Annotated in this window: 23 protein-coding genes, 1 pseudogene and 1 riboswitch; of the genes and pseudogenes, 5 read left to right on the top strand and 19 right to left on the bottom strand. The window is 43.5% G+C overall.

Translation table 11 applies throughout. The features are described from left to right. Positions 1-46: 46 nt before the first annotated feature. The 13 genes and pseudogenes from DQM55_RS03435 to DQM55_RS03370 all read right to left on the bottom strand — a co-directional run bounded on the left by DQM55_RS03435 (position 47) and on the right by DQM55_RS03370 (position 14,561). Positions 47-757 carry an ABC transporter ATP-binding protein gene (locus tag DQM55_RS03435; protein ID WP_002894681.1) on the bottom strand — a complete coding sequence of 237 codons (711 nt, stop codon included), beginning with the start codon at positions 755-757 and terminating at the stop codon, positions 47-49. Then, positions 757-1,521: an ABC transporter ATP-binding protein gene (locus DQM55_RS03430; RefSeq protein WP_111675468.1), complete on the bottom strand. Its 765-nt coding sequence runs from the start codon at positions 1,519-1,521 to the stop codon at positions 757-759. Before DQM55_RS03430 ends, DQM55_RS03435 begins: the two co-directional genes overlap by 1 nt. Then, complete coding sequence (locus DQM55_RS03425; protein WP_002914606.1) at positions 1,521-2,474, bottom strand: branched-chain amino acid ABC transporter permease; 954 nt, start codon at positions 2,472-2,474, stop codon at positions 1,521-1,523. Before DQM55_RS03425 ends, DQM55_RS03430 begins: the two co-directional genes overlap by 1 nt. 3 nt (positions 2,475-2,477) lie before the next feature. After that, a complete protein-coding gene (locus DQM55_RS03420) occupies positions 2,478-3,347 on the bottom strand; it encodes a branched-chain amino acid ABC transporter permease (RefSeq protein ID WP_002897070.1) in 870 nt (289 codons plus the stop codon). A 245-nt stretch (positions 3,348-3,592) separates the two neighbouring features. Continuing rightward, the gene (locus DQM55_RS03415; protein WP_111675467.1) at positions 3,593-4,753 is read right to left on the bottom strand and encodes an ABC transporter substrate-binding protein; all 1,161 of its coding nucleotides are present in this window, start codon (positions 4,751-4,753) and stop codon (positions 3,593-3,595) included. A gap of 88 nt (positions 4,754-4,841) precedes the next feature. Next, the gene (locus tag DQM55_RS03410; RefSeq protein WP_002920616.1) at positions 4,842-5,111 is read right to left on the bottom strand and encodes a YlbG family protein; all 270 of its coding nucleotides are present in this window, start codon (positions 5,109-5,111) and stop codon (positions 4,842-4,844) included. A 161-nt stretch (positions 5,112-5,272) separates the two neighbouring features. Next, positions 5,273-5,872, bottom strand: a pseudogene (locus DQM55_RS03405) (ATP-dependent Clp protease proteolytic subunit); the annotation flags it as partial. A gap of 99 nt (positions 5,873-5,971) precedes the next feature. Then, complete coding sequence (upp, locus tag DQM55_RS03400) at positions 5,972-6,601, bottom strand: uracil phosphoribosyltransferase (protein ID WP_002894672.1); 630 nt, start codon at positions 6,599-6,601, stop codon at positions 5,972-5,974. Positions 6,602-6,698: 97 nt separating this feature from the next. Continuing rightward, positions 6,699-9,359, bottom strand: a complete 2,661-nt coding sequence (mgtA, locus tag DQM55_RS03390; protein WP_111675465.1) for a magnesium-translocating P-type ATPase — start codon at positions 9,357-9,359, stop codon at positions 6,699-6,701. Between the two features lie 158 nt (positions 9,360-9,517). Beyond that, the gene (locus tag DQM55_RS03385; RefSeq protein ID WP_111675464.1) at positions 9,518-10,129 is read right to left on the bottom strand and encodes a glutathione S-transferase family protein; all 612 of its coding nucleotides are present in this window, start codon (positions 10,127-10,129) and stop codon (positions 9,518-9,520) included. Positions 10,130-10,279: 150 nt separating this feature from the next. Next, positions 10,280-10,436, bottom strand: a riboswitch (M-box (ykoK) riboswitch). A 74-nt stretch (positions 10,437-10,510) separates the two neighbouring features. Beyond that, positions 10,511-11,677 carry a MalY/PatB family protein gene (locus tag DQM55_RS03380; protein WP_049548018.1) on the bottom strand — a complete coding sequence of 389 codons (1,167 nt, stop codon included), beginning with the start codon at positions 11,675-11,677 and terminating at the stop codon, positions 10,511-10,513. A gap of 1 nt (position 11,678) precedes the next feature. Further along, positions 11,679-12,836, bottom strand: a complete 1,158-nt coding sequence (locus tag DQM55_RS03375; protein WP_111675463.1) for a cystathionine gamma-synthase — start codon at positions 12,834-12,836, stop codon at positions 11,679-11,681. A gap of 96 nt (positions 12,837-12,932) precedes the next feature. Beyond that, positions 12,933-14,561, bottom strand: a complete 1,629-nt coding sequence (locus DQM55_RS03370; protein WP_111675462.1) for a putative polysaccharide biosynthesis protein — start codon at positions 14,559-14,561, stop codon at positions 12,933-12,935. 86 nt (positions 14,562-14,647) lie between these two features. Here DQM55_RS03370 and DQM55_RS03365 point away from each other — a divergent pair, with 86 nt between their 5' ends. Continuing rightward, a complete protein-coding gene (locus tag DQM55_RS03365; RefSeq protein ID WP_111675461.1) occupies positions 14,648-16,093 on the top strand; it encodes a UDP-N-acetylmuramoyl-L-alanyl-D-glutamate--L-lysine ligase in 1,446 nt (481 codons plus the stop codon). Positions 16,094-16,138: 45 nt separating this feature from the next. Here the strand turns inward: DQM55_RS03365 and DQM55_RS03360 are convergent, their stop codons facing one another. Continuing rightward, entirely contained in the window at positions 16,139-16,894 is a 756-nt protein-coding gene (locus tag DQM55_RS03360) for a CPBP family intramembrane glutamic endopeptidase (protein WP_231909459.1), read from the bottom strand. 220 nt (positions 16,895-17,114) lie between these two features. Between DQM55_RS03360 and DQM55_RS03355 the strand changes: the two genes are divergently transcribed. The 4 genes from DQM55_RS03355 to DQM55_RS03340 all read left to right on the top strand — a co-directional run bounded on the left by DQM55_RS03355 (position 17,115) and on the right by DQM55_RS03340 (position 21,028). Continuing rightward, on the top strand, positions 17,115-17,900 hold the full coding sequence (locus DQM55_RS03355; RefSeq protein ID WP_111675459.1) for an ABC transporter ATP-binding protein: 786 nt from the start codon (positions 17,115-17,117) through the stop codon (positions 17,898-17,900). Between the two features lie 79 nt (positions 17,901-17,979). Continuing rightward, complete coding sequence (locus tag DQM55_RS03350; RefSeq protein WP_111675458.1) at positions 17,980-18,915, top strand: iron-hydroxamate ABC transporter substrate-binding protein; 936 nt, start codon at positions 17,980-17,982, stop codon at positions 18,913-18,915. A gap of 99 nt (positions 18,916-19,014) precedes the next feature. Beyond that, a complete protein-coding gene (locus DQM55_RS03345) occupies positions 19,015-20,034 on the top strand; it encodes a FecCD family ABC transporter permease (RefSeq protein ID WP_111675457.1) in 1,020 nt (339 codons plus the stop codon). Continuing rightward, complete coding sequence (locus DQM55_RS03340) at positions 20,024-21,028, top strand: FecCD family ABC transporter permease (protein WP_111675456.1); 1,005 nt, start codon at positions 20,024-20,026, stop codon at positions 21,026-21,028. Before DQM55_RS03345 ends, DQM55_RS03340 begins: the two co-directional genes overlap by 11 nt. Before the next feature lie 27 nt (positions 21,029-21,055). On the opposite strand, the gene DQM55_RS03335 is transcribed toward DQM55_RS03340, so the two are convergent. The 5 genes from DQM55_RS03335 to pflA all read right to left on the bottom strand — a co-directional run bounded on the left by DQM55_RS03335 (position 21,056) and on the right by pflA (position 24,485). Beyond that, positions 21,056-21,250 carry a CsbD family protein gene (locus DQM55_RS03335; protein WP_111675455.1) on the bottom strand — a complete coding sequence of 65 codons (195 nt, stop codon included), beginning with the start codon at positions 21,248-21,250 and terminating at the stop codon, positions 21,056-21,058. 100 nt (positions 21,251-21,350) lie between these two features. Then, positions 21,351-22,004 (bottom strand): DUF1803 domain-containing protein, encoded by a 654-nt coding sequence (locus tag DQM55_RS03330; protein ID WP_111675454.1) that lies wholly within the window; start codon positions 22,002-22,004, stop codon positions 21,351-21,353. Next, a complete protein-coding gene (locus DQM55_RS03325; RefSeq protein WP_111675453.1) occupies positions 21,997-22,509 on the bottom strand; it encodes a YiiX/YebB-like N1pC/P60 family cysteine hydrolase in 513 nt (170 codons plus the stop codon). Before DQM55_RS03325 ends, DQM55_RS03330 begins: the two co-directional genes overlap by 8 nt. A gap of 92 nt (positions 22,510-22,601) precedes the next feature. Then, complete coding sequence (locus tag DQM55_RS03320; protein WP_111675452.1) at positions 22,602-23,537, bottom strand: manganese-dependent inorganic pyrophosphatase; 936 nt, start codon at positions 23,535-23,537, stop codon at positions 22,602-22,604. Between the two features lie 138 nt (positions 23,538-23,675). Further along, positions 23,676-24,485, bottom strand: coding sequence for a pyruvate formate-lyase-activating protein (pflA, locus tag DQM55_RS03315; protein WP_002894645.1), 810 nt, complete (start codon positions 24,483-24,485; stop codon positions 23,676-23,678). Positions 24,486-24,672: the final 187 nt, after the last annotated feature.

Below are 24,672 nucleotides of genomic sequence, written 5' to 3'. Positions count from 1 at the left end.
TACTGCGAGTTCCCATCTGCAACCTGAAACAATCCCCCGGATTGTTTCAGCCACCTAGATATGCTTTGCGGACTTCGTCAGAAGCGAGGAGCTCTTGGCCAGTTCCGGACAGAACGATTTTGCCTGTTTCAAGGACATAACCACGGTCAGCGATAGAGAGAGCCTTATTTGCATTTTGCTCAATCAAAAGAACTGTAGTTCCTTGTCGCTGGATATCTTGGATAATATCGAAGATTTCCTGGATAAAGATTGGCGCCAAGCCCATAGAAGGCTCATCCAAGAGCAACAGCTTAGGCGTAGACATCAAAGCACGTCCCATAGCCAGCATCTGCTGCTCACCACCTGAAAGGGTAGCAGCATCTTGGTTTTTACGCTCTTCCAAGCGTGGAAAACGAGAGAAGACCTTTTTGAGATTGGCTTGATTTTCTTCTCGATTTGTTTTGAGAAAGGCGCCCATTTCCAAATTTTCCAAAACGGTCAGACCCGGAAAGACATGACGGCCTTCTGGTACTTGCGAAAGTCCAGCTGCTACGATTTTTTGAGCAGGAACTTTTTGAATTTCATTACCTACAAATTCAATTTTACCAGCACTTGGACGAACCAAGCCTGAAATAGTCCGGAGAATAGTCGTTTTTCCTGCACCGTTGGCGCCAATCAGGGAAACGACTTCTCCTTCGTTTACTTCAAAGCTGACATCACGGACAGCCTGAATCATGCCATAATGGACAGAGAGATTCTCAACTTTAAGCATGGACATTAGGCTTCACCTCCTAGATAAGCTTCAATAACGCGTTTGTCATTCTTGATTTCATCAGGTGTTCCGTGCGCAATCAAGCGGCCGTACTCCAACACATAGATTCGCTCAGTAACTTCCATTACCAGACTCATATCATGCTCAATTAGCATGATGGTAATGTTAAATTCGTTTTTAATCCGTCGAATCAATGCAGTCAGCTCAGCTGTCTCCTGAGGGTTCATTCCCGCAGCCGGTTCATCCAAGAAAAGAATCTTAGGCTCCGTTGCCAAGGCCCGAACAATTTCCAAGCGGCGCTGCTGACCATAAGCTAAGTTCTTAGCCAAGGTTTCTGCTTCCTTGTCCAAGTCAAAAATTTTCAGCAACTCCAAAGCCTTAGCTTTGAGTTCTTCTTCGTTTTTGTAGTAGGCTGGCAGGCGGAGAAAAGAAGCCAACACATGAGCCTTATGATGATTACCAAAGGCAATCAGAACATTATCCAAAACACTAAGGTCCTTAAAGAGCCGGATGTTCTGGAAGGTCCGCCCTAGCCCTAAAGCAGCAATCTTGTAAGGAACCTTACCATTTAGCAAATGACCATCTAGTGTCACTGTTCCTTCACTAGGCTCATAAACACCCGTTAAGAGATTGAAAAGAGTTGTTTTTCCTGCACCATTAGGGCCAATCAGACCAACCAGCTCGCCCTCGTTGAGTTCCAAGGTCACATCGCTAACAGCAGTCAAGCCACTAAAGTTTTTAGTTAGATTTTTCACATCAAGAAGTGCCATTATTCTTTGACCTCCTTATTCTTTTTGAAGAGCTTAGACAAGCTGAGCTCCCAAGTTCCTAAAAGTCCGCCAGGACGGAAAATCATGACCAAGATCAAGGCCAAAGAATAGACAATCATCCGAATGCTGGATACATCCTGTAGCAACATATTGAGAACTCCCAATACTACTGCAGCCACAATGGTTCCAGTCATCGATCCTAGACCACCAAAAACGACAATAATCAAGATATTGATAGTGTTGGTAAAGGAATAGTCCTTAGGAACAACTGATCCAACAAAGCCAGCTTGAAGAGAACCAGCAATAGAAGCCGTGATAGCTCCCAAGACAAAGGCTGTCACTTTGATTCTAGTAGTATTAACACCAACAGACTCGGCAGCAATCTCATCCTCACGGACAGACAGAGTACTGCGTCCAATAGGACTGCGCAGGAAATTCAAGGTCAAAATAGTTGTGATAACAACAAAGACATAGACCATCTGCCAAGAAGTAAAGGGCGGAATGGATAGGATACCAGCTGCGCCATTAGTCAAAGTACCGCCATTAATAATCAGAATACGGATAATCTCTGAGACACCAAGAGTTGCAATCGCGAGATAGTCCCCTTTAAGTCGCAGGGTCGGCAAACCAACTACTAAAGCCACAATACCAGCAATGATAGCTCCAGCCAGCATAGCAATGAAGAAAGCTCCATATGTTGGCGATTTAGAGCCAATAATCGCTACAGCGTAGGCACCGATAGCCATAAAGCCAGCATGGCCAAGAGAGAATTGGCCTGAGAATCCGACGATGAGATTAAGCCCCACAGCCAGAATAATATTAATCCCAATCTGCTCTAAGATTTGAATGTAAAAAGCGTTGAGAACACCGGCACTAACCAATACTGTCATCAGCAAGTAGCCGATTAAGACAAGGCCAAGCCAGAAAATATTTATCTTTAAATTCTTTTTCATACCTTACACCTTCTCTTTCACATTTTTGCCAAGGATACCAGCTGGACGAATCAGAAGAATAACAATCAAAATCGCATAGACAATGGCATCGCGGAAATCAGATAGTCCAAGCGCTGTCGCAAAAGTTTCCAAAAGACCGATAACAAAGCCACCAAGCGCGGCACCAGGAATGATTCCAATACCACCGAGAACGGCCGCTACAAAGGACTTAATACCTGGAGTCATCCCCATTAAAGGCTCCAATGAATTATAATAAAGGGCAATTAGAACACCAGCAGCTCCTGCAAGAGCTGACCCCAACGCAAAGGTGAAGCTGATTGTCCGATTGACATTGATTCCCATGAGCTGAGCAGCATCACTATCTACAGATACAGCTCGCATAGCCTTACCCATCTTTGTCTTCTGCACGATAAACTGCAGAGCCACCATGAGGAAAATAGAAATTCCCAAAATCAGCAACTGAATATTTGAGATAGAAATCGGTCCTAAGTTAAAGCGTACTGTTTTAATAACCTGTGGGAAGGAACGGGTATTGGCACCGACAAAGAAAATCATGCCATACTCGAGGAGAAAAGAGACCCCAATGGCTGTAATCAAAGCCGCAATCCGAGTCGAATTTCGCAGAGGACGATAGGCTAAAAACTCAATAACCACACCAAGAATCGCTGTCCCAATCATCGCTAAAATGAGAGAAAGGAAAAAATTAAACTTCAGGATATTAATTAAGTAATAACCCATAAAGGCACCAATCATATAGATATCGCCGTGGGCAAAGTTAATCAGCTTAATAATCCCATAAACCATGGTATAACCCAAAGCCAGAAGCGCATAAACACTACCCAGGATTAGACCGTTGACTAATTGTTGGAGCATTAGACACCACTCTTTCTATAATAAAATAAGGAATGGGACAAAAATCAGCAGACTAGGTCGTGATTTTATCATCCCACTCCCAAAATACGAATAATAGTTGATTGAGAAACGAAGAAGAATAGATTATAAAACAATACTCTTTCAAATCCGTAGATTTATAAAGAAAGAAATCATCTACTAACTTGCTCAAGCAACTAGAAATAGAAAACAAGTCAAAGACTGGGATAGCCCCAGCCTCGTAACTATTATTCCGCTTTGACTGTTTCTACAGTATCTACTTGACCGTCTTTCAAGCCAATCATCAGAGCTGTTTTAACTGGATTGTGATCTTTATCAATAGTGATTGAACCGGTCACTCCATCGAAATCTTTAAGCTTAGCCAAGTTGTCTTTGATATCTACAGAAGTTTTAGCACCTTTGGCTGCTTCTGCTGCCATATAAACAGAGTCATATGCCAGAGCTGCAAACATAGATGGCTCTTCTTTGTACTTAGCTTTATATGCTTCAATAAACTTCTTAGCTTTTTCTGACATTTCACCAGAAGTTGTAAAGCCAGATACATAGTAAACATTTGTAGCTGCCGCAGGAGTTGCTTGCTCAACGAACTTAGCATCACCAAAGCCATCAGGACCAACGATTGTTTGGTCAATACCCAAACCACGCGCTTGATTGACAATTTTACCAGCTTCCGTGTAGTAACCTGGAACAACCAGAGCATCAAATTCTTTGCCCTTAATCTTTGTCAAAGCAGCTTGGAAGTCTGTATCCTTAGATTGGAACGTTTCTGTTGCTACAATCTCACCTTTGAATTCCTTCTTGAAAGCATCCGCCATTCCTTTAGCGTAGTCACTAGATTGGTCGTAGTAAAGAACGACTTTCTTAGCTTTCAAGTTGTCAGTGACATACTTAGAAATGATTTTACCTTGGTAGCTATCAATAAAGGTAGCACGGAAAAGATAATCTTGCTTGTTGGTCAGGTCATCCTGTGTCGCACTTGGTGTAATGATTGGTACACCCGCTTTAGCAGCATTTGCAGTAGCTGAAGCTGTAGCTCCAGAAGTCGCAGGGCCAATGATTACATTTACCTTGCTTTGGGTAACTAAGCTAGTAGTGATGGTAGATGCTTCAGCAGTTTCTGATTTGTTATCCTTATCAGTAACTTCAATCTTCTTGCCATCTACGCCACCAGCAGCGTTGATTTCATCAACTGCCAACTGAGCACCATGTTGTTCAGCTGTACCGTAGGCTGCTACTTCACCTGATTCTTCAAAGTTAAAACCAAATTTAATCGTATCGCCAATTTCTGTACCAGTTGCTGTTGAGTTGTTGTTAGATACCTCTCCACAAGCTGCGAGAAGGGCCGCACTAGCAAAAGCTACTAAGGATAGTGCAAATTTTTTCTTCATTAGGAAATCTCCTTAAGTGATTTATTTGATGATATAGTAAGAATATATCGAATTATCTGACAATTGTCAACCCCTTATAGAAATTTTATCAAATGATAACGTTTTCTTGCTCTCTATACAGGCTTCCAACAAAGTTTTGATCTAGTTCTTTTATGTGAGAAATCCGAACTTGCTTAACATAGCGCTCCTTGGGCAGATTCTCCTGTAAGTTCTGGGCTTCCTCTTGCTTGACATAGAGATGCAGATAGCGATGCTTCTTAGAATGATAAATAATATCCCCAAAGTTTGCCAGCTTTTTGGCATCTCGATTATAGTAAAGATAGACAATCAAGCCCACTCTTTCTTCTCTTTCTATCATAAAACTCCTTTCCGGTCCATGTAGTTCTTAGATGATTATAGCAAAGATATATCAAAAAAACTAGCCCTCAAAAGCTTTATGATTAGCTTAAAACACCTAAACTTGCTAGCTTGTCAGATTCAAAACAGCAAAAAAAGGAGCCGGTTTTGGCTCCTCCTATGTTAGTTCAAGTTGCTATTTTCCATGATTTCGTCAATAAAGCCGTATTCCAAGGTTTCTTGAGCGCTCATCCAGTAATCGCGTTCTGCATCTTTGTGGATTTGCTCAACGGACTTGCCAGAGTTTTCAGCTAAGATTTTTTCCAAGGTATTACGAGTTCTAAGCAAGTGTTCAGCTACAATGGCCATATCCGTTTGCTGAGTGCCGCTTCCAGCTCCGCCCATCGGCTGGTGAATCAGATATTCTGCATTTGGAAGCATGAAGCGTTTGCCCTTAGCACCACTGGAAGCAATGATTGTTCCCATGCTGGCAGCTACACCCATAACAATGGTCTGAACATCAGACTTGATGAAGTTCATAGTATCCACAATAGCCAGACCTGCTGAAACGGATCCCCCCGGCGTATTTACATAGAGATAAATATCTTTAGAATTGTCCTGTGCATCCAAGAAAAGGAGCTGGGCAATGACTGAATTAGCCATATTATCCTCTACTGGGCCAGTCAGCATGATAATGCGGTCTTTTAATAGCCGGGAGTAAATATCATAGGAGCGTTCTCCTCGGCTGGTTTGTTCAATAACTACAGGAATCATAGTTTTCTCTCTTTCTCTTTTTAAATTTTTCTATCAAACTAGGGGAATAGAATTTCAAATTACGAGACTATTATATCCTTTTGGTCAAAAAAGGTCAAATATAAACTTTTACTTGGTTCCGAAAAGACGATCTCCTGCATCTCCCAGTCCTGGTACGATATAACCATGGTCATTGAGATGGTCATCCAGCGCAGCTGTGAAAATATCAACATCTGGATGAGCTTCCTGCAAGGCTTTTACTCCTTCAGGCGCAGAAACCAAGCAGACAAATGTAATGTGGCTAGCACCACGTTTCTTCAGAGAATCCACAGCCAAGATAGCAGAACCACCCGTAGCCAACATTGGATCAACAACGAAAATTTGACGTTGGTCAATATCTTCTGGCAGCTTAACCAAATATTCAACCGGCTTCAGGGTTTCTTCATCACGGTACATTCCGATATGCCCAACTTTAGCTGCTGGAACCAAGCTCAGAAGTCCATCCACCATGCCAATACCAGCCCGCAGAATTGGTACAATAGCTAATTTTTTCCCTGCAATCTGCTTTTGAACTGTTTTCGTAATCGGTGTTTCAATTTCTACATCTTCAAGTGGTAAATCGCGCAAAACCTCATATCCCATGAGCATTGCGATTTCATCAACTAATTCACGAAAAGCCTTGGTAGAGGTATCTGTACGACGCAAGATAGACAATTTATGCTGAATAAGTGGATGAGCGATAACTTCAAGTTTTCCCATGATTGGATTTCCTTCTTTCAATTTATTCTTCTTATTATATCAAAAAAAGTGTGAAAAGGCTTGCCATAAGCAAGCCTTTTCAAAGATTTTCTTCACCTTACAGCCATTCTCTATAGCGCTTGATATAAAGGTGTTTAACAAGGGTTACACAAACCATATAAAGCGCAATAATCAAGAGGAGGAAAAGGAAATAAGTGCCATTTAGCGGAGCTGTCTTCAGAACTGACGCAAAGAGGCTGTATGGCAGGGAAGTAACAAAGAGGGCTGCTGCAATGGTCGTCACAATGACAGACAAAGCAGGACGGCTTTGCACAAATGGCAGCTTAGGTGAGCGCAGCATGTAGATAACCATGGTCTGGGTCCATATGGACTCAACGAACCAGCCTGTTTGAAAAAGAGTGATAAAGGTCGCCGCCTGTTCAGTGCCAGCTTGATAGTTGCCACCTGTTATCATAGGTACGATAATAAAGTAGAGCAACAAATAGGTCAAAACATCAAAAACGGATGAGATAGGACCAATCCAAGCCATAAAGCGGGTAATAGAGTTAGCAGACCAAATCCGTGGTTTCTTGAGAAATTCACTGTCAACGTTATCGAAGGGCAGAGCTATACAAGACAAGTCATAAACTAGATTGAGGACAATCAGATGAACTGGTGCCATAGGAAGAAATGGCAAAAAGATACTGGCAAAGAGGAGAGAAAAGATATTCCCAAAATTGGAACTGACCGTCATCTTAATGTACTTGGTCATGTTGGCATAGACCTTGCGCCCTTCTACCAGCCCTTTCTCCAGAACCATAAGGTCCTTGTCCAGCAGAATGACATCTGCTGTTTCCTTGGCAATATCGACAGCTGTATCAACAGAAATACCCACATCTGCTACCTTCATAGAAGGTGCATCATTGATACCATCACCCATGTAGCCAACCTTGTGGCCATTAGCCTTGAGTTGGAGAATGATCCGAGCTTTTTGGTCAGGTGAGAGCTTGGCAAAAACCGTTGTATGCTCCACTGCCTGACTCAATTCTTCATCAGATAAGGCATCCACCTCTACACCTAGTAAGATATTATCTACATCTAACCCAACCTTTTCACAAACTGTCTGGGTCACCTTATCATTATCACCGGTCAAAATCTTAGTAGCAACGCCGTACTCAGCCAAGGTTTCAATAGCTGGAGCCGCAGATGACTTAGGTGGATCTAGAAAGGCCAGATAGCCCGTCAAAATCATGTTAGATTCATCCTTGACTTCATAGTCGTAATCTTCTTCTAAGTCTGACTTGTAGCTAACACCAAGCACTCGCAGCCCTTGCTCATTGAGTTGAGCCACTTCCGCAAGGATTTCCTGACGAATCTCCTCAGTCAATTCCGTAATGCGGTTCTTGTATTCTACATGGCTAGAGATAGCCAGCATTTCCTCCAAGGCCCCCTTGGTCACCATGCTGATAACATCCTCATCATCCTTAACGATAACGCTCATACGACGACGCTCGAAATCAAAGGGCAGTTCATCAATTTTCTTAAAGGTTTGGTCTAGATTACGGACAATCTCATGCTTTTCTGCTTCTTTCTCCGTCCGGTTGATAATAGCTCGATCCATGAGGTTTTTGAGACCAGTTTGATAGTAGGAATTGAGAAAGGCACGACGGAGCACTGCTAAGTCCAAATCACCATGAATATCCAGCGGGTATTCTAACACAATCTCGTCTTGAGTCAGTGTGCCTGTCTTATCCGTACAAAGGATATCAATAGCTCCTAGATCCTGAATAGCGTTCAGCTTCTTAATCACGACCTTTTCCTGAGCCATAATAATGGAACCTTTAGCCAGGCTCGCTGTGATAATCATAGGCAGCATTTCTGGAGTCAGGCCGACCCCAACGCTGAGGGCAAAGACACCTGCTTCCAGCCAGTCGCCATCTGTCAAACCGTTGATGAAGAACACGACCGGCACCATGACGAGCATCAGACGAATCAAGAGCCAGGAAATGCTATTCATCTCGCGCTCAAAAGAGGTTAGCTCATCGTAGGTGTTCAGTGTCTGCTCAATGGCTCCCATCATGGTCTCATCACCAACCACCAGCACTAGAGCCGTAGCTCTTCCGGAAATAACATTGGTTCCCATAAAGGCTAGCGACTCTGTTTCTAAAAGGCTATCGAGATTTTGTTCATCTGACTTGGCCAAACAGACCTTTTCTACTGCATCACTTTCCCCTGTCAGGCCGGACTGCTGAACAAAGAAATCACGCGAATCCAGTAGCAGCACATCTGCAGGAATCATGTCTCCGGCACTAAGCTTGATGATATCTCCTACAACAAGCTCATCAATCGGCAGTTCCTGCTCTGCTCCTTCACGGATAACCGTAGCAGTGTTGACAATCAACCGAGACAGATTGCTAGCAGCGCGGTCACTCCGCAATTCCTGAACAAAACGAATGCCTCCAGAAATCAGCACCAGAACAACAATGATGATGGAAGTTGTCGGATCTTCCTCACCAGGCTTAGCCAGCCAAACATTGGTCACTAAAGACACTAGGGCAATCACCAATAGGATGACTGTAAAGGGGTTAATGATAGACTCGTAAATTTTCTTTAGAATAGAGTCTTCCTGACCCTTTGTGATGATATTTTCACCATAGAGGTCACGATTTTCTTCGACCTGCTCTTCTGTCAGGCCGCGAAAGGAACTCTTGTAAAATGCCAGAGTTTCTTTTACAGGAAGCTGCAGAGCAGCAACTAATCTTTCTTTTACTGTTTTCATTGGTTTCTCCTTGATGTATGATTGATAATTTTCATACACAGGGACCAATCACTTTATGAGGACAGAACGACACAAATCAGCGATTGGCTGTGTATGTGCGGTTCCGGATAATCGTCAATTTGCATCGCGTGTCTCCTTTCTTAATTTATAAAAAAAAATTAAAAGTCCCATGAAGCCCGCAAGACATCAAAAGTGGCATTCATCTTCTGTGTCCAATCTTGCAATTCTGGAAAATTTTCTTTCAAAGAAAATCCAATAACTTCTTCACGTAGATTCCACCAATCTACAAGAGCAACTACTTGGATTGTTGCAATATTTAAAGAGAGCCCCTGCTCAGTAGCCAGTTTCTCTAACAAAGACAAACTCCGTATATTTCTCTCTTCAATTTGCTGATGTCTGTCTTTCCACCAATGTTCTTTTTCATGGAAAAATTTTTCCGCAACAATCGGCATTGTATTTTCCAAAATTCCTTCAGCAATGGACAGTATATTTAAAACATGCCATTTATCCATTCCATTGGGGAAAAGTGAGACTTCCTGACCTAGTTCGTCTAAATATTGAGAAATTAAATCACTACCATATAGCCATTCTCCACTGGAAGCTTGAAAAGCAGGAATTCTACCTAAAGGATTATCTTGATTGTGCGGTGAATTTCTATCAAAAGCCACCTGAACTTTCTGAATATCCACTTGCTCCTCTAAATGATGGTGTAAAATTGTAACATATACTTTACGCGCAAAAGGACTGGTACTAGAATACCAAAATTTCATTATTCCTCCTCCTTCTTTTTTCTTAAGAGGCAGGCCAATCAACTATTTACTCTCTTGAAATATTTTCAGCAAAAAAGAATACCCTGCCAATTTCTCAGCAGGGTTGTTTGCATGTCAGGTTATTTGCTTCATTGTTTTAAGCACAGATAAAGCAAGCATTCACCGTTCAAGCTTTAACTCCATAAGGCGATGAAATGAGCTTAGTCTTGACCTTGGCGATCAGGACTGTTAACCAACGAGTAGTGTCTCCACTGCTTTGCGGTAGTCATCCGTATCCTTATGGTAGCCTCACCTACCGATTTTCCACTATTACTATACTCCTCTTTCAAAGGATTGTCAATCATTTTTCTCGCTTGAAACAAATTTCAAAAAATTTTTGATTTATTTTGGCAATACCTCTGCAATACGGGAGCAGATTTCTTCAACCATGGTCTCTGGAGCAGCAACATTTAGGCGAGCATGACCTTTACCTTCTTGACCAAAATCACTTCCTCGATTCAGGACGACCTTTGCCTCTTCTCGCAGCAGCTGGAAGAGCTGGTCATCTGTCAGGCCATAATCTGAAAAGTCCAGCCAAATCAGATAGGTCCCTTGAGGCTTCATGACCCGTACGCGAGGTGCTTCCTTGGCAAAATAATCAACCACAAAATTCACATTCTTCTCAAGAACTTCCTTGAGCTCCATCAACCAAGACCAACCGTATCGATAGGCTGCTTCTGTCGCTAAAAATCCAAGACCAGGAATTTCATGCTGGTTATTGGCCAGCTGGCGTTTTTTAAACTGATGCCGCAAGCTAGGATTCTCAATCACAGCATAGGAATTTTTGGTTCCAGCAATATTAAAGGTCTTAGTCGCACTGGCTAAAATCAGGCTAAAGTCCTTAAAGTCAGGCGAAACAGTATTAAAAGACTGATGTTCATGACCAAACAGCGTCAAATCTTGATGGATTTCGTCTGAGACCAAGAGGACGCCATACTTTTGGCAGAGGCGGCCAATTTTCTCTAACACTTCCCGTTCCCAAACTCGACCTCCGGGATTGTGCGGATTGCAAAGAACATAAATCTTGACTTCATTGTCTGCAATGTCCCGCTCCAACTGCTCAAAGTCAATCTGAAAGAGACCATCCTGCTCTATCAAAGAATTGGTAATAAGCTGACGATTATTGAGCTTGACACTGCGGGCAAAAGGTGGGTAAACAGGAGTGTTGATTAGAACGGCATCACCTTCCTTGGTAAAGGCTTGGATAGCTGTCGAAATAGCAGGAACAACTCCTTCTATAAATACCAAGGCTTCCCTATCAAACGTATAGTCGTGCTCATCCCGCTCCCAATCTAGCACGGCATTAATCAGCTCTTCACTGGCATAGGTATAGCCATAAACTAGCTGATTAGCATAGTCATGAACAGCTTGCTGGATTTCAGGCAGGACTTCAAAATCCATATCTGCAATCCAGGCTGGCAGAACTTCTTTGTCCTTCTCCACTTCTTTCCATTTATAAGTATGATGCCCTACACGACAGGGGGCTTTTTCAAAATTATATCTTCCCATATTATTCATTCTCCAAGGCTGCACGTAAATCGTCTACCAAATCTCGGCTATCCTCAATTCCAATCGACAGGCGCAGCAAATCATCAGTTAAGCCATAAGAATGACGCACTTCAACTGGAATGTCAGCGTGAGTCTGGGTAGTCGGATAGGTAATCAAGCTCTCTACTCCACCCAAACTTTCCGCAAAGGTAAAGACTTTCAGGCTATTTAGGAGATGAGGAATCTTCCCTTCGTCCACAACTTTAAAGGAAATCATACCACCCTTTCCTGGATAGAGAACTTCCTTTACCGCAGAAGATTTTTTCAGAAAAGCGACTACTTCTTGTGCATTCTGAGTAGAGCGCTCCATACGGAGAGCCAGTGTCTTGAGACCGCGCAAAAGCAGATAGCTGTCAAAAGGAGACAGGACTGGCCCAGTTGTATTGAGGTTATAGAATAGCTTGTCATAAATAGCAGCATCATTAGTCATGATGGCTCCAGCCAAGACATCATTGTGCCCGCCCAGATACTTGGTTGCAGAGTGCAGAACAATATCAGCTCCATCCTCCAGCGGTCTTTGATAAATGGGACTGTAGAAGGTATTGTCCACAATGACAGCTGCTCCTCGCTCATGAGCCGCTTGGGAAATGCGGGCAATGTCAAACTCTACCATAAGAGGATTGGTCGGTGTCTCGATATAGACAATATCTATATCCTCTGTTAGACTATTCAGAAGTTCTTCTTCTGTATTGGCATAGCTAAAGGCAAAACGCCCTTCTGCTTCAGCTTGGGCAAACCAACGGAAAGATCCGCCATAGAGATCCCGAACAGCCAAAACCTTGCTGCCGACCGGAAAGGCACTAAAGGCCAGCACAATAGCCGACATACCAGAACTAGTCGCTAGAGCATAATTTGCACTTTCGATAGCAGCCAGAGTCTCTTCCAAGCTAACCCGCGTTGGATTCTTGGTTCGAGTATAGTCATAACCTGTTGACTGGCCAAACTCAGGGTGCTGGTAGGTCGTTGAAAAATGCAGGGGTGTTGTTAAAGCACCAGTTGTTTCATCTTTTTTAACCCCAGCCTGAGCCAGTAGTGTATTTAATTTTACGTCCTTACTCATATTAACCTTCCAATCCTTCGCTAATATTTCACCCTCTATTGTAACATCTTTTGAAAACATTTTTCTTTTTTCTTTTCAAGAGCTAGCTATAGTTTGAAACTATAATGTTAAAGTTTTAGAAAAACAAATCTAAAAATTAAAAAGCCCTGCGGCTTTTTAATAGATATGAAAGCGTCGGCGCAGACTAGCCGCTTTTGAACCGATAAAGCGATCCATAAGGCGAACTTTGAGCGCCAGACCGCCATAGACAGCAAGACCGATACCGCCAATCAGAGCTATATAGACAAAGCTGGAAACTCGGCCGCTAGGATGAAGGAAGAGACCGATAAGAAGCTCTGCTACCAAGACAAAGATAGTCATCAGAACCGTCAGAATCACTGACAGGAGACTCCGTTTAAAGAGGTTCTTAGGATTCAGACCAGTTACCTGACGGATTTCCCGATACATGAGCAGGATTGGGATAATCAGACCAATCGTCGTCGCAAGAAGAGGTCCATAAGCTTTGAAAATATAAATCAAGGGTACTTGCAGCACCAGCTTGACTCCTACTCCATACAGGAAGTAAATAATCGCCTTTCTATTCTGGAAGAGGGCCTGAATCATCGGAGCCAACACCGTATATAGACTGAGGATAATGGTCTGCAGCATAGCAAAGATGAAAAGTCCCAGTGCTAAGCCGTCTGGCTTACCATAGAAAACGGTATATAGAGGTTCCGCTACCAAAACAGCACCAATGGTTGCTGGCAAGATAAAGAAAATCAGCATGCTGAGATTGTCCTGCACCAAGCGTGCAGCCGATCGGAAATCACCTTTGACATAGTTCTCGGTCAAGAGAGGAATCCCAACACCACCGATAGAAGTAGCCACTGCAATTAAAATCATGGTAATTTTATTAGGATTTGCTGAGAAGTAGGCAAACTGAACCAGCAGCTCGGATTTGCTGTACTTGCTAATCCAGCCCATGACATGGATAAAGGTAGCTTGGTCAATAATCTGAAAAAGCTGAATGGCAGATCCTGTGATAATGAAAGGAATGGCTTCTCGGATGGTATCCCAAAGGAGGGCGCGGCCATTGATTTCCCCAGCATTGGCAGGCTTATGAAGGATGGAGGTCAGCATCCCTGTCTTCCAGAGATAGAAGGCTAAGACAGCCATGCTAGCCAGCATACCGATAAATGCTGCAAATGTTGACTGGGTAACCGCTTCTACATAGTTGCCAGAACCGATTTTCATGATGAAAAAGGCTGTCAGCAGCATCCAGATAACCCGAATGACCTGCTCCGCAATCTGACTGATGGCATAAGGCTTAAGATTGTTAAAACCTTGGAAAAAACCTCGGATAACACTCATCGATGGGAATATCAAAACGGCCAGAGACAGACTCTGCATGACTGGAACCAAGTCTGAACCACCGCCTGACATAGAAGCGAAAACTGGTGAGAGCAGGTACATAATCACTGCAAAGACAGCTCCCAAAAGCAGCATAAACTTGAGAAACTCTCGAATGAGAGTAAAGCTATGCTCTTCCTTGTCAATGGTATTGTACTTAGCTACCTGCTTGGCCACTGCCACTGGCACGCCGGCTGTCGAAATCAGCAAAAACCAGGCATAGATATTGTAGCCCATAGTAAAAAGGCCATTGGCCTCGGCGCCGTGCTTACCCATCCAAATATACCAAGGAATGATATAGATGGCCCCCAGAAGACGGCTGATAAAATTGCTGGCAGTTAGCCAGGCAGTTCCCCGCAGCATCTGCTGCTGCTGGCTTGTTGTTTCTTGGCTCATAGAAAACCTCTTCTATTTATTCTTCTTTTATTATAAACTTTTCCTTGCCTCTTGTAAAACCCAGCCATAAGGTTTACAATAGATTTATGATTAAAATTGAAACCGTATTAGCTATTTTAAAAGAAGACCATAATTTTCGTGATATTGTCAAAGACGGAGAATACTTTTTCTCCTATAGCGGCTTGACTTTCGATAGTATCAGTTATGACAGCAGGGAAGCAGATGCCTCTACCCTCTTTTTTGTCAAGGGTGAGGCTTTTAAGAAAGAATTTCTAGAAAAAGCAGTCTCAGCTGGCCTGCGCTTTTATATCAGCGAGACAGACTTTCAAGTGGGCATTCCAGTCCTCTTGGTCAACGACGTCAAGCAAGCCATGAGTCTCTTAGCCATGGAATTTTACGGCCATCCTGAGAAAAAGCTCAAACTGCTGGCCTTTACTGGCACCAAGGGCAAGACAACTACAGCTTATTTTGCCTATCAGATCCTTTCTCAAAGCCATCGGCCTGCCCTGCTCTCGACTATGAACACTACTTTGGATGGCGAGACCTTCTTCAAGTCAACTCTGACTACACCAGAGAGTTTGGATCTTATCAAAATGATGGCCCAAGCCCTAGCCAACTGTCGGACTCATCTCATCATGGAAGTTTCCAGTCAGGCTTATCTCAAGAAACGGGTCTATGGCCTAACCTTTGATGTCGGTGTCTTTCTCAATATCAGCCCCGACCATATCGGCCCTATTGAGCATCCAACCTTTGAGGATTATTTCTATAATAAGCGGCTCTTGATGGACAATAGCCGAGCAGTTATTGTGAATAGCGGCATGAACCATTTCCAAATCGTGAAAGAGCAAGTCTCTTCTATGGAACATGATTTCTATGGAGCAGGCTCAAGCAATACCATCATAGATTCTCAGGCTTTCAGCTTTGAAGCTGCTGGTAAATTAGCTGGCCGCTACGATATCCAGCTCATCGGCCGCTTCAATCAGGAAAATGCAGTAGCGGCTGGTCTTGCCTGTCTGCGTCTGGGTGCTAGCCTCGAAGACATCAAAAAAGGAATTGCTGCAACCCGAGTCCCAGGCCGTATGGAAGTTCTGACTCAGAAAAACGGCGCCAAGGTCTTCGTTGACTATGCTCACAATGGTGTTAGCCTGAGCAACCTGCTGTCTGTGGTAGAGAAACACCAAAAGGGCAAGATTATTCTCCTTTTGGGTGCTACCGGCAACAAGGGTGAAAGCCGCCGCAAAGACTTCGGTCTCCTACTTAATCAGCATCCTGAGCTGACCGTTATCTTAACCGCAGACGACCCTAACTATGAAGATCCTCTAGCCATTGCGGAGGAAATCGCATCCTACATCTCCTATCCAGTGGACAAAATAGCCGACCGAGAAGAAGCCATCAAAAAAGCTCTCAGTCTGACTGAGCGAGAGGGAGATGCCGTCATTCTGGCTGGTAAAGGAGCAGATGCTTACCAAATCGTAGAAGGAGAAAAAGTAGCCTATCCAGGAGACTATGCTCTTGCTGAAAAGTATTTATAAGAAAAAAGGCGAGCATATCGCCTTTTTATTCTTGTTTAGTAGAGATTAACGCCATTTAATCAGAACGTACATCAAGCTGGAGCCAAACATATCCGCCAAGGCGTGCATGAGAAAGAAAGGCAAGAGGTTCTTGACCTTGTACTTGTAAAGGAAATAGTAAAAGAGACCGTACACCACTCCGATAACCAAGGCCCACAGCATGCCCTGATAGGTGTGGAAAGAAATCCGAATGATAGTAGAGTAGGCCAGAGCCCACCACTTATACTTATCCCTAACAGAGGTCATAAGCCCCAGAAAGAAGAATTCCTCATAGAAACCATTGAGAAGTCCGTAGAGGATGGCCATAGGTGTCAGTTCAGCAAATTTCCGGAAGATTTCCAGAACATCTACATAAGACCAGAGAGTTGGATCAAAGTAATTATACTCGCCGCTCAGTGTCGTCACAATGTCACCAAAGAACCCTACTGCTACAAAAATAAGTGGAGTCCAGAGGAGAACCGACCAGCTCATACGGATGGGAAGCTGCTTAAAGTCAAAGCGCCGAAGCAATAGATAAAGAATGGTCAAGACCAGCATCAGTAGCTGAAAATTGAAATTGCTAGAAAAAGCTGCTCCCTCGCTGGCTGTATTGGTCACCGTTTCAGTCGCTCCTGAGCTGGAAGCTGGCGCAAAGCTAGCTAAATAAAGCTCCGTTGAGCGGTAAATAAACTGCCCAAACATGAGCAGAGTAATCACAGCAATATCAAACCACCTCAGCTCTTTCAAAGGCTTAGAGGGGCGTAGGTTTGTCAATAATTTCATCATTTTTCCTTTCACCACCTGTAAATTCATATCATCATTGCAGGTCCTTTTTAATATTTCTATCTTAGCATGAAAAGCTTAAATTTTTATTATTTACAATTTTATAAAACTTTTTTATTTTATTTTTATTAAATTGTCAGAAAACTCTTTTTTTAGAAAAATTTTTATGGTATAATAAAAGGCGTAATTCTGATAGAAGAATCAGCCAGAAAGGAAGTCTATGTCCACTATCTCTGCAGCAAGTATCCAGGTCGCCTACGATCAAAAGGTTATTATTGACGGACTGGACTGCCAACTCGCCGAGGGAAAGATTACAACTATTATCGGTAGCAATGGCTGCGGTAAATCCACTCTTCTCAAGGCTTTTACTCGTATTTTGCCGACAAAAGCCGGCAGTATAACCCTGGATGGACAGTCCATCGCCCTACTGCCGACCAAGGAGGTGGCGCAAAAGATTGCCTTGCTGCCCCAAACCATGGAGGCGACCGATGGCATCACTGTCTATGATCTGGTTTCTTATGGCCGCTTTCCGCATCAAACTGGCTTGGGCAGGCTCAGTACAGAAGACCGGGAAAAAATCTGCTGGGCTATGGAAGCAACTCAGGTCAGCGAATTTTCGGACTGGCAGGTGGATGATTTGTCTGGAGGTCAGCGCCAGCGCGTCTGGATTGCTATGGCTTTAGCTCAAGATACAGAGACTATTTTTCTGGACGAGCCGACCACCTATCTGGATATGAATCATCAGCTGGAAATCTTGGAGTTGCTGAATGACCTCAACCAACTCAGCGGAAAAACCATTATCATGGTTCTGCATGACATCAACCTAGCTGCCCGCTTTTCCCATCAGTTGATTGCTATGAAAAATGGGCATATCCGGTATCAAGGAAGTGTTGAGCAGATCATGACTTCGGATATTCTGAGAGACATTTTTCAGATTGAAGCCCAGATTATTCGAGATCCTATTCAGGATAAGCCGCTCTGCCTCAGCTATCAGCTCGTTAAATAAGTTATGTATTCATAGATAAGTTTCCCATATCTTCTTCATGGATACAGCTTCTAAACTTTTTATAGAATTGGAGGAAAAAATGAAAAAGTTTTTATCATTTGCCACCCTTACTGTCACCATCTTCCTTTTAGTTGCCTGCGGCAGCTCATCTAAATCTGAAAACTCTGCCTCTTCAGACAAGGTCGAGCTATCCAGCAAGCCAAAAATTGACGGATTCCACTACTACGGCGATATCCCCAAAAATCCAAAACGCATCGCCAGCCTCTCCTCTACCTACACAGGCTATTTGCTGCAACTAGGCTTCGACCCTGTCACTGTAACATCCTATGATGCTAAAAACCCTGTCCTCAAAGAAAAAGTCAAAAACGCCAAGGTCCTGATGCCAGAAGATTTGGAGTCTATCGCCAAGCAAAAGCCAGACCTTATCGTGGTAGATGCCAGTGACAAAAATATCAATGAACTAAAGAAAATCGCTCCAACTATTGCCATTGATTATGGAAAAAATGACTATTTAGAAATCCTGAATCGCTTTGGCCAAATCTTTGGCAAGGAAAAAGAAGCTGATCAATGGATTGCTGATTGGAAGAGCAAAACAGCTGATATTGGCAAACAGTTAAAAGAAAAGCTGGGACAAAATGTCACTTTCACTGTTGTTGGGCTATATGAAAAGGAAATCTACCTCTTCGGTAACAACTGGGGACGAGGCGGAGAAGTTATCTACAAATCTCTGGGATTTGATGCCCCGCAAAAAGTGAAGGATGAAGTATTCCCAAGTGGCTACTTGCAAGTCAGCCAAGAAACGGTGAGTGAGTACATTGGCGATTATGTCCTGGTTGCAGCTGAAGATGATAAAACAGGCAGTGCTCTTTACGAAAGCGATGTTTGGAAATCTATTCCCGCTGTCCAACAGAACCACATCTTAAAAGTGGATGCCAACGCCTTTTATTTCAACGATCCATTGACACTTGAATACGAACTCAAAACTATTCAAGATGGCCTTGAAAAAATGAACTAGGGCATTCCTTGCAGGAACTCAGACTAGTGAAAAAACACTGCTAGTAAGCGATATATCTCATGACAGCTATTTTATTTTCGACAATATAAAGGATACCAGATGACGCTTCATTCACTCTTCACTCAAAAAAATAGGCCAAATATTTTTTGGCTTGTTTTTTTCGCCCTCATTCTCCTGCTGATTGGCGGACTCTATCTCTACCTGCGCTTTGGCATTCCCAGCTACTCCCATCGGCAACTGATAGAAACGCTGAGCCATCCTTTCAAGGAAAGTCCAGCCCAGAACATCATCATAGATCTGCGCTTACCTAGAGGAATTGCAGCTCTGCTAGTCGGAGCTAGCTTGGCCGTTTCAGGAGCCATCATGCAGGGAATTACCCGCAATGCCATTGCTGACCCAGGACTTTTGGGGATCAACTCTGGAGCTGGCCTAGCGCTCATCTGCGGTTATGCCTTTTCTAAGAGTATACACTACAGTAGCATCCTCCTGCTCTCACTTGCAGGAGCCTGTCTAGCCAGTATTCTGGTTTTTAGCCTCTCCTACCATCCTAGAAAAGGTTTTGAGCAACTACGTCTTGTCTTATCCGGTGCCATGGTAACAACACTCCTGACCGCTATCGGACAAGGCTTGACCATTTATCTCAACCTGACCAATGCTGTCATCGGTTGGCAGGCTGGAGGACTTCTAGGAACCAATTGGAAAATGCTGCAAATCATTGCTCCCTTTATCTTATTAGGCCTCTTACTAGCTCAACTATTTTCTCACCAACTAACCATTCTCAGCCTCAATGAAACAGTAGCCAAGGGCTTAGGCCAGCGAACAACTCAGATAACCCTGTTCTTTCTGAGTATTGTTCTACTGTTATCAGCGGCAGCCGTTGCCTTAGTAGGAAGCCTAGCTCTCGTCGGACTGATTATTCCGCACTTTGTCAAAACCATCAGCGGAAAGAACTACCAAAAAATCCTGCCTCTAACGATGCTAACAGGTGCGCTCTTTCTACTGATCTGTGATTTTGCTGCAAGTCATATGGTCGGTCTGCCTCTTAGCTCTATTATCAGTCTCGTTACGCTGCCAGTCTTCCTGTGGCTGATGAGAAAGGGGGCCTTCTATGAGAGATAAAAAACGGATTCTTTTGGTTCTAGTAAGCCTCAGCCTCCTGACTTTCCTAATTTTCCTACTGTCTCTATCATCAGGCGATCAGGAATTTAACGTCGGTGAAGCTTTTCGATATCTGCTGGGGCAAGGAGATGATGGCAGCACCTTTATCATGGAGCAGATCCGCCTGCCTCGAATTCTGGTCTGCCTTCTAGCAGGAGCTTCGCTAGGGATGAGCGGTGTACTGCTGCAGACCTTTACCCGAAACCCACTTGCCGATTCGGGAACCTTGGGAATCAATGCCGGAGCTGGTGTTATCATTACTCTTGCTATCAGCAAGCTAGAAGTGACTGATCCTTTCTATATTCGCTATCTTCCCTTTATCGCAACCTTTGGCGGTATGCTGACTGTAGCCCTTATTTACCTGATCTCACATCAAAAAGGCCAAGCAATCAGCCCTGTCAAGCACATTATCGCTGGTGTGACCTTGTCAACCATCCTGTCTTCCAGTATGATTGCAATCACTGGCCGTGTTAATCAGAATAAACTGACTTATGTAGTTAGCTGGCTAGCTGGTAAGATTACGGGTAATAACTGGGAAAGTCTAGCTATTGCTGGCCCCTTCTTGCTTTTATTCTGGCTGCTGACCTATCTGCGCTCCCACAAGCTCAATATCCTCAGTCTAAATGAAGAAACAGCTCTAGGCCTGGGGCTTCATCTAAAAAGAGAGCGGCAAATAACCCTGTTATTAGCCAGTGCTCTCGTCGCCTTTAGCCTATCTCTAGCTGGAAATATAGTCTTCATCGGTATGTTGGCTAGCCATATCAGCAAACGATTCCTACCCAGCGATCATCGCTTACTCTTTCCAGCCGCCATGCTGCTAGGTGCCTTTATCATGACAGGGGCAGATACGATCACAAGAACCTTCCTCATCGGAAGCTCAGTCCCGACAGGCATTTTGATTTCCATTATTGGAGCCCCCTATTTCCTCTACCTTATGTATCAGCAAAAAAAATAATCAGCCGAATAATCGACTGATTGTTTTTTATTTATCCAAGCTGTTTTTGATTCCTTCTACAGCACCTTCTACAGCTTCTTTAGCATCTTCAGCAACTTCTTTTGCTTTAGCAACTGTTTTTTCAACAACGCCTTCTGCTTTTGTCTTATTATCTCCTGTAACTTTGCCCACGCCTTCTTTAACAGCGCCTTTAGCTTGATCGAATTTATTTTCTAGTGACATATGATTGCCTCCGTTCTTTTTTACAGTATTTGATACCGTTTACAGTAGTATAAGTTTTTTCTTTTCAAAGGTCAAATATTCTGCTCATTCTACAGGAACATCAGTCCAGCTGGAAAGTCAATCTCTCCTTATCAAAGCTGGCCTTCAACTCATACTTACCTGCTTCGTTTTGCCGAATATAGCCCAAAATCACTAGGCTATCGACAAAAATGTCCCGTCTCTTCTGCATGAGCTCATCCTTGCGGACATACTTGAGAAGAAAGGTCGTCATATACTTGAGTGCATACTCTGGATTGACATCGCCTAAGATAGCATAGAGAGGCTTTTGTGCCTCAGACAGGGGATACTGGCGTTGCATCTTGTAAAAATAATTAGCCAAAGTCAGCTTTTCCCGCTGAAAATCTGTCTCTTCCAGCAAAACAGCCGCATTGGTCTGATTGGAAAGCTGGGTCTCAAAGCGCAGCTCTAACAGTTCCTGATAGAGCGGACTATCATCACGGATAAAGATTTCCTGATCCAAACGCACAGCCTCCAAACTTTCCAAAAGTGGCAGGGTCAGGTAATATCGCTTGTTCTCTCGCTTGATGTAGCCAGCCTTGATAAACTCCTCTATCGAGCGGTCAATGTTGGCCACGCCCTCAAACTCTCGCTTAATCTCCCGCAGAATCACTGCCTCATGCTGATCCAAATAATCAATCAGCTCCTGAAAAAAAGGCTGGCGCGTCAAACGACTGGGATTGATGATTTTAATCATGGAGTTCTCCTTTGTAGATGAGTTTTCTTGACTGAGCCAACTGGCTAGGATTCGTTCCAGGCTGATTTAAGGGTACAGCCAAGCCCAAGTCCCGATAATACTCCTGCCAAAAATCAGAAATCAGATTTTTCTCATCGCCAAACTGCATGGGAATCGTATCAAAAATCGGCAAAATTTCCGCAATATACTCCGAACAGTAAAAACCATCGGACTGCGGATAGAAGCCGAAATTGTATGGCTTTCCTAGATGCAATTTGGCCCTTTTAAAGACAGCTTCTGCTTCAATAGCTGGATAGCGATACACGTCATAAACATCCTCATCCTGCAAAAAATCAGACAAATCTTGATTGACAACCCCCTTCTCATGGGTTGCATGATAAATCTCACCATTAAAAAAGATAGCCACATGACTATATGAACCAGTTGCTGACCGAATGGCTGCTGCAATTTCTGAAGATCCGACTGTAAAAATCAAATCTCCGTCTTGTAAATCTTGAATCTTCATTTCTCTCGCCTATCAAAAAAGGAGCCGAGACTCCTTTTTAAGTATGAGGGGAATAGCCCTCATCTAGTAACTTATTTCGTCATTTGAGCTCTTTAAGCATTAAAACTTTCTGTCAGTTGAGGCACCACTTGCTTCTTACGAGAAACAGCGCCTGCTAGGAAAGCATGGTTGTTTTCAAGAACAAAGTTGAAGGCTGCTTCGACCTTGTCCATATTGCTTCCGATAGCCAAAATTTCTGAGTTTGAGTTGATAATATCTGTAATCATCAAGACAAAGTCAGAGTAGCCATTATCAGCGATTGCTTTTTCAATAGCCGCTTCGATTTCTGCTTGACGCTCCAAAACTTCAGCGATATCAACTGTGTTGACCTGTGCCACACGAACATTGTTTCCGTTTAGCTCAAAGGTTTTAGCATCAATGTCAATCAACTCTTCTGCAGACTTGCTAGCCAAGTTTGTACCTGCCTTAAGCATTGCCAAACCATACTCTTCCAAGTTGACACCAGCCAGCTCAGCCAATTCTGGTGCAATGGCCTTGTCAGTCGGATGAGTTGTTGGTGACTTAAGCAAGAGAGTATCAGAGATCAAACCAGACAGCATCAATCCTGCAATTTCTTTTGGAACTGCTACGCCATGCTCCTTGAACATACGGTAAACAATAGATGAAGCAGATCCCACTGGCTCCAAGCGCATGTAAAGTGGACTAGCTGTTTCAAAGTTAGCAACACGGTGGTGGTCCACTACGCCATAAACTTCAACTTCAGCGATATCTGCCACAGACTGTTGGAATTCATTGTGGTCTGTCAGGATGACTTGCTCAGCTCCCTCAGCCTTAGCAGATGTAATCACGCGCGGTGCCGCCACGCCAAAGTAATCCAAAACAAAGGCTGTTTCTTCATTAGGCTCACCCAGTGCAACCACTTCTGTATCTAAGCCATAAGCTTCGCGAGCCAAGTAAGCAAAAGCGTAAGATGAACCAATGGCATCTGAGTCAGGATTTTGGTGACCGAAAACTAAAATTTTAGACATGATAAACCTCTTCTTTTATATAATGTTTATTGCATTTATTTTACCACAATTACAGGCATTTCACAAAAGCAGAAGGGCATTTTCTTAAGAAAAATGGACTGGTAGCCTACCAGCCCATTAATTCATACTCAAAGTAGATTAGCTATTATGCACCCGATTCATATACTCTGTATAGGACTCAGTCTGCATGAGTTCCTTGGCATTCTTGACCCGATCAGCCGTTGGAGGCTTAACTCCTTCCAGCTTGTAAGGAATGCCCAACTCCCGCCATTTGAATTCTCCCATGGTATGGTAAGGTAGAATTTCAAACTTATCAACATTCTTCAGTGTCTTAACAAACTTACCCAGCTCAATCAAGTCATCATCGCGGTCGGTCAATCCCGGCACCAAGACATGGCGTATCCAGACTGGCTTTCCAATGTCAGACAGGTACTTGGCACAAGCCAAGATATTCTTGTTGGTCTGGCTGGTCACAATTTTGTGCTGTTCTTCGTTAATCTCCTTGATATCAAGCAGGACTAGGTCGGTGACTGCCATAAGCTTATCAAATTTTTTCAGATAGCGAGGCGTATTTCTGAAGGGTAGGGCACAGGTATCCAATGTACAGTGGATGCCCAGCTCCTTAGCCTTGGTAAAGAAGGCAATCAAAAAATCAATCTGCAGCAAGGCTTCTCCACCACTGACGGTGATACCGCCTTTATTGCCCCAGAAGCCCTTATAACGGAGGGCTTCTTGCAAGACATCATCCACTGTCCGCAGCTGAGATTTGTTGGTCTCCATCTCCCATGTGTCCGGATTATGGCAGTACTGGCAGCGCATGTGGCATCCCTGCAAAAAGACAATAAAACGGATACCCGGTCCATCAACAGCTCCAAAACTTTCAGTGGAGTGGACCATGCCCGTTACCTTTCCATAATCAACTGCTTCTTCAATTTTCTCTTCAACCATCGCGCAACCTCTTAACTCTGAAAACGTTTTATAACTAACTACATTATAACATGATTAAAGCAAAAATAGACTTAATTTGCCTATTTTTTAGAAAACAAACTGTTTTTCAGTTTCATTTTCAGTGTTTTACAACAGATAAAACTTTAGGTCGAAAGCAGTAGGCAAGCAAAAAATCAGGGCAGAATCT

The organism is Streptococcus sanguinis, assembly GCF_900475275.1.
In the GTDB taxonomy this organism is placed as follows: Bacteria; Bacillota; Bacilli; order Lactobacillales; family Streptococcaceae; genus Streptococcus; species Streptococcus sanguinis_N.
This window is presented reverse-complemented; position numbering and strand designations above follow the sequence as displayed.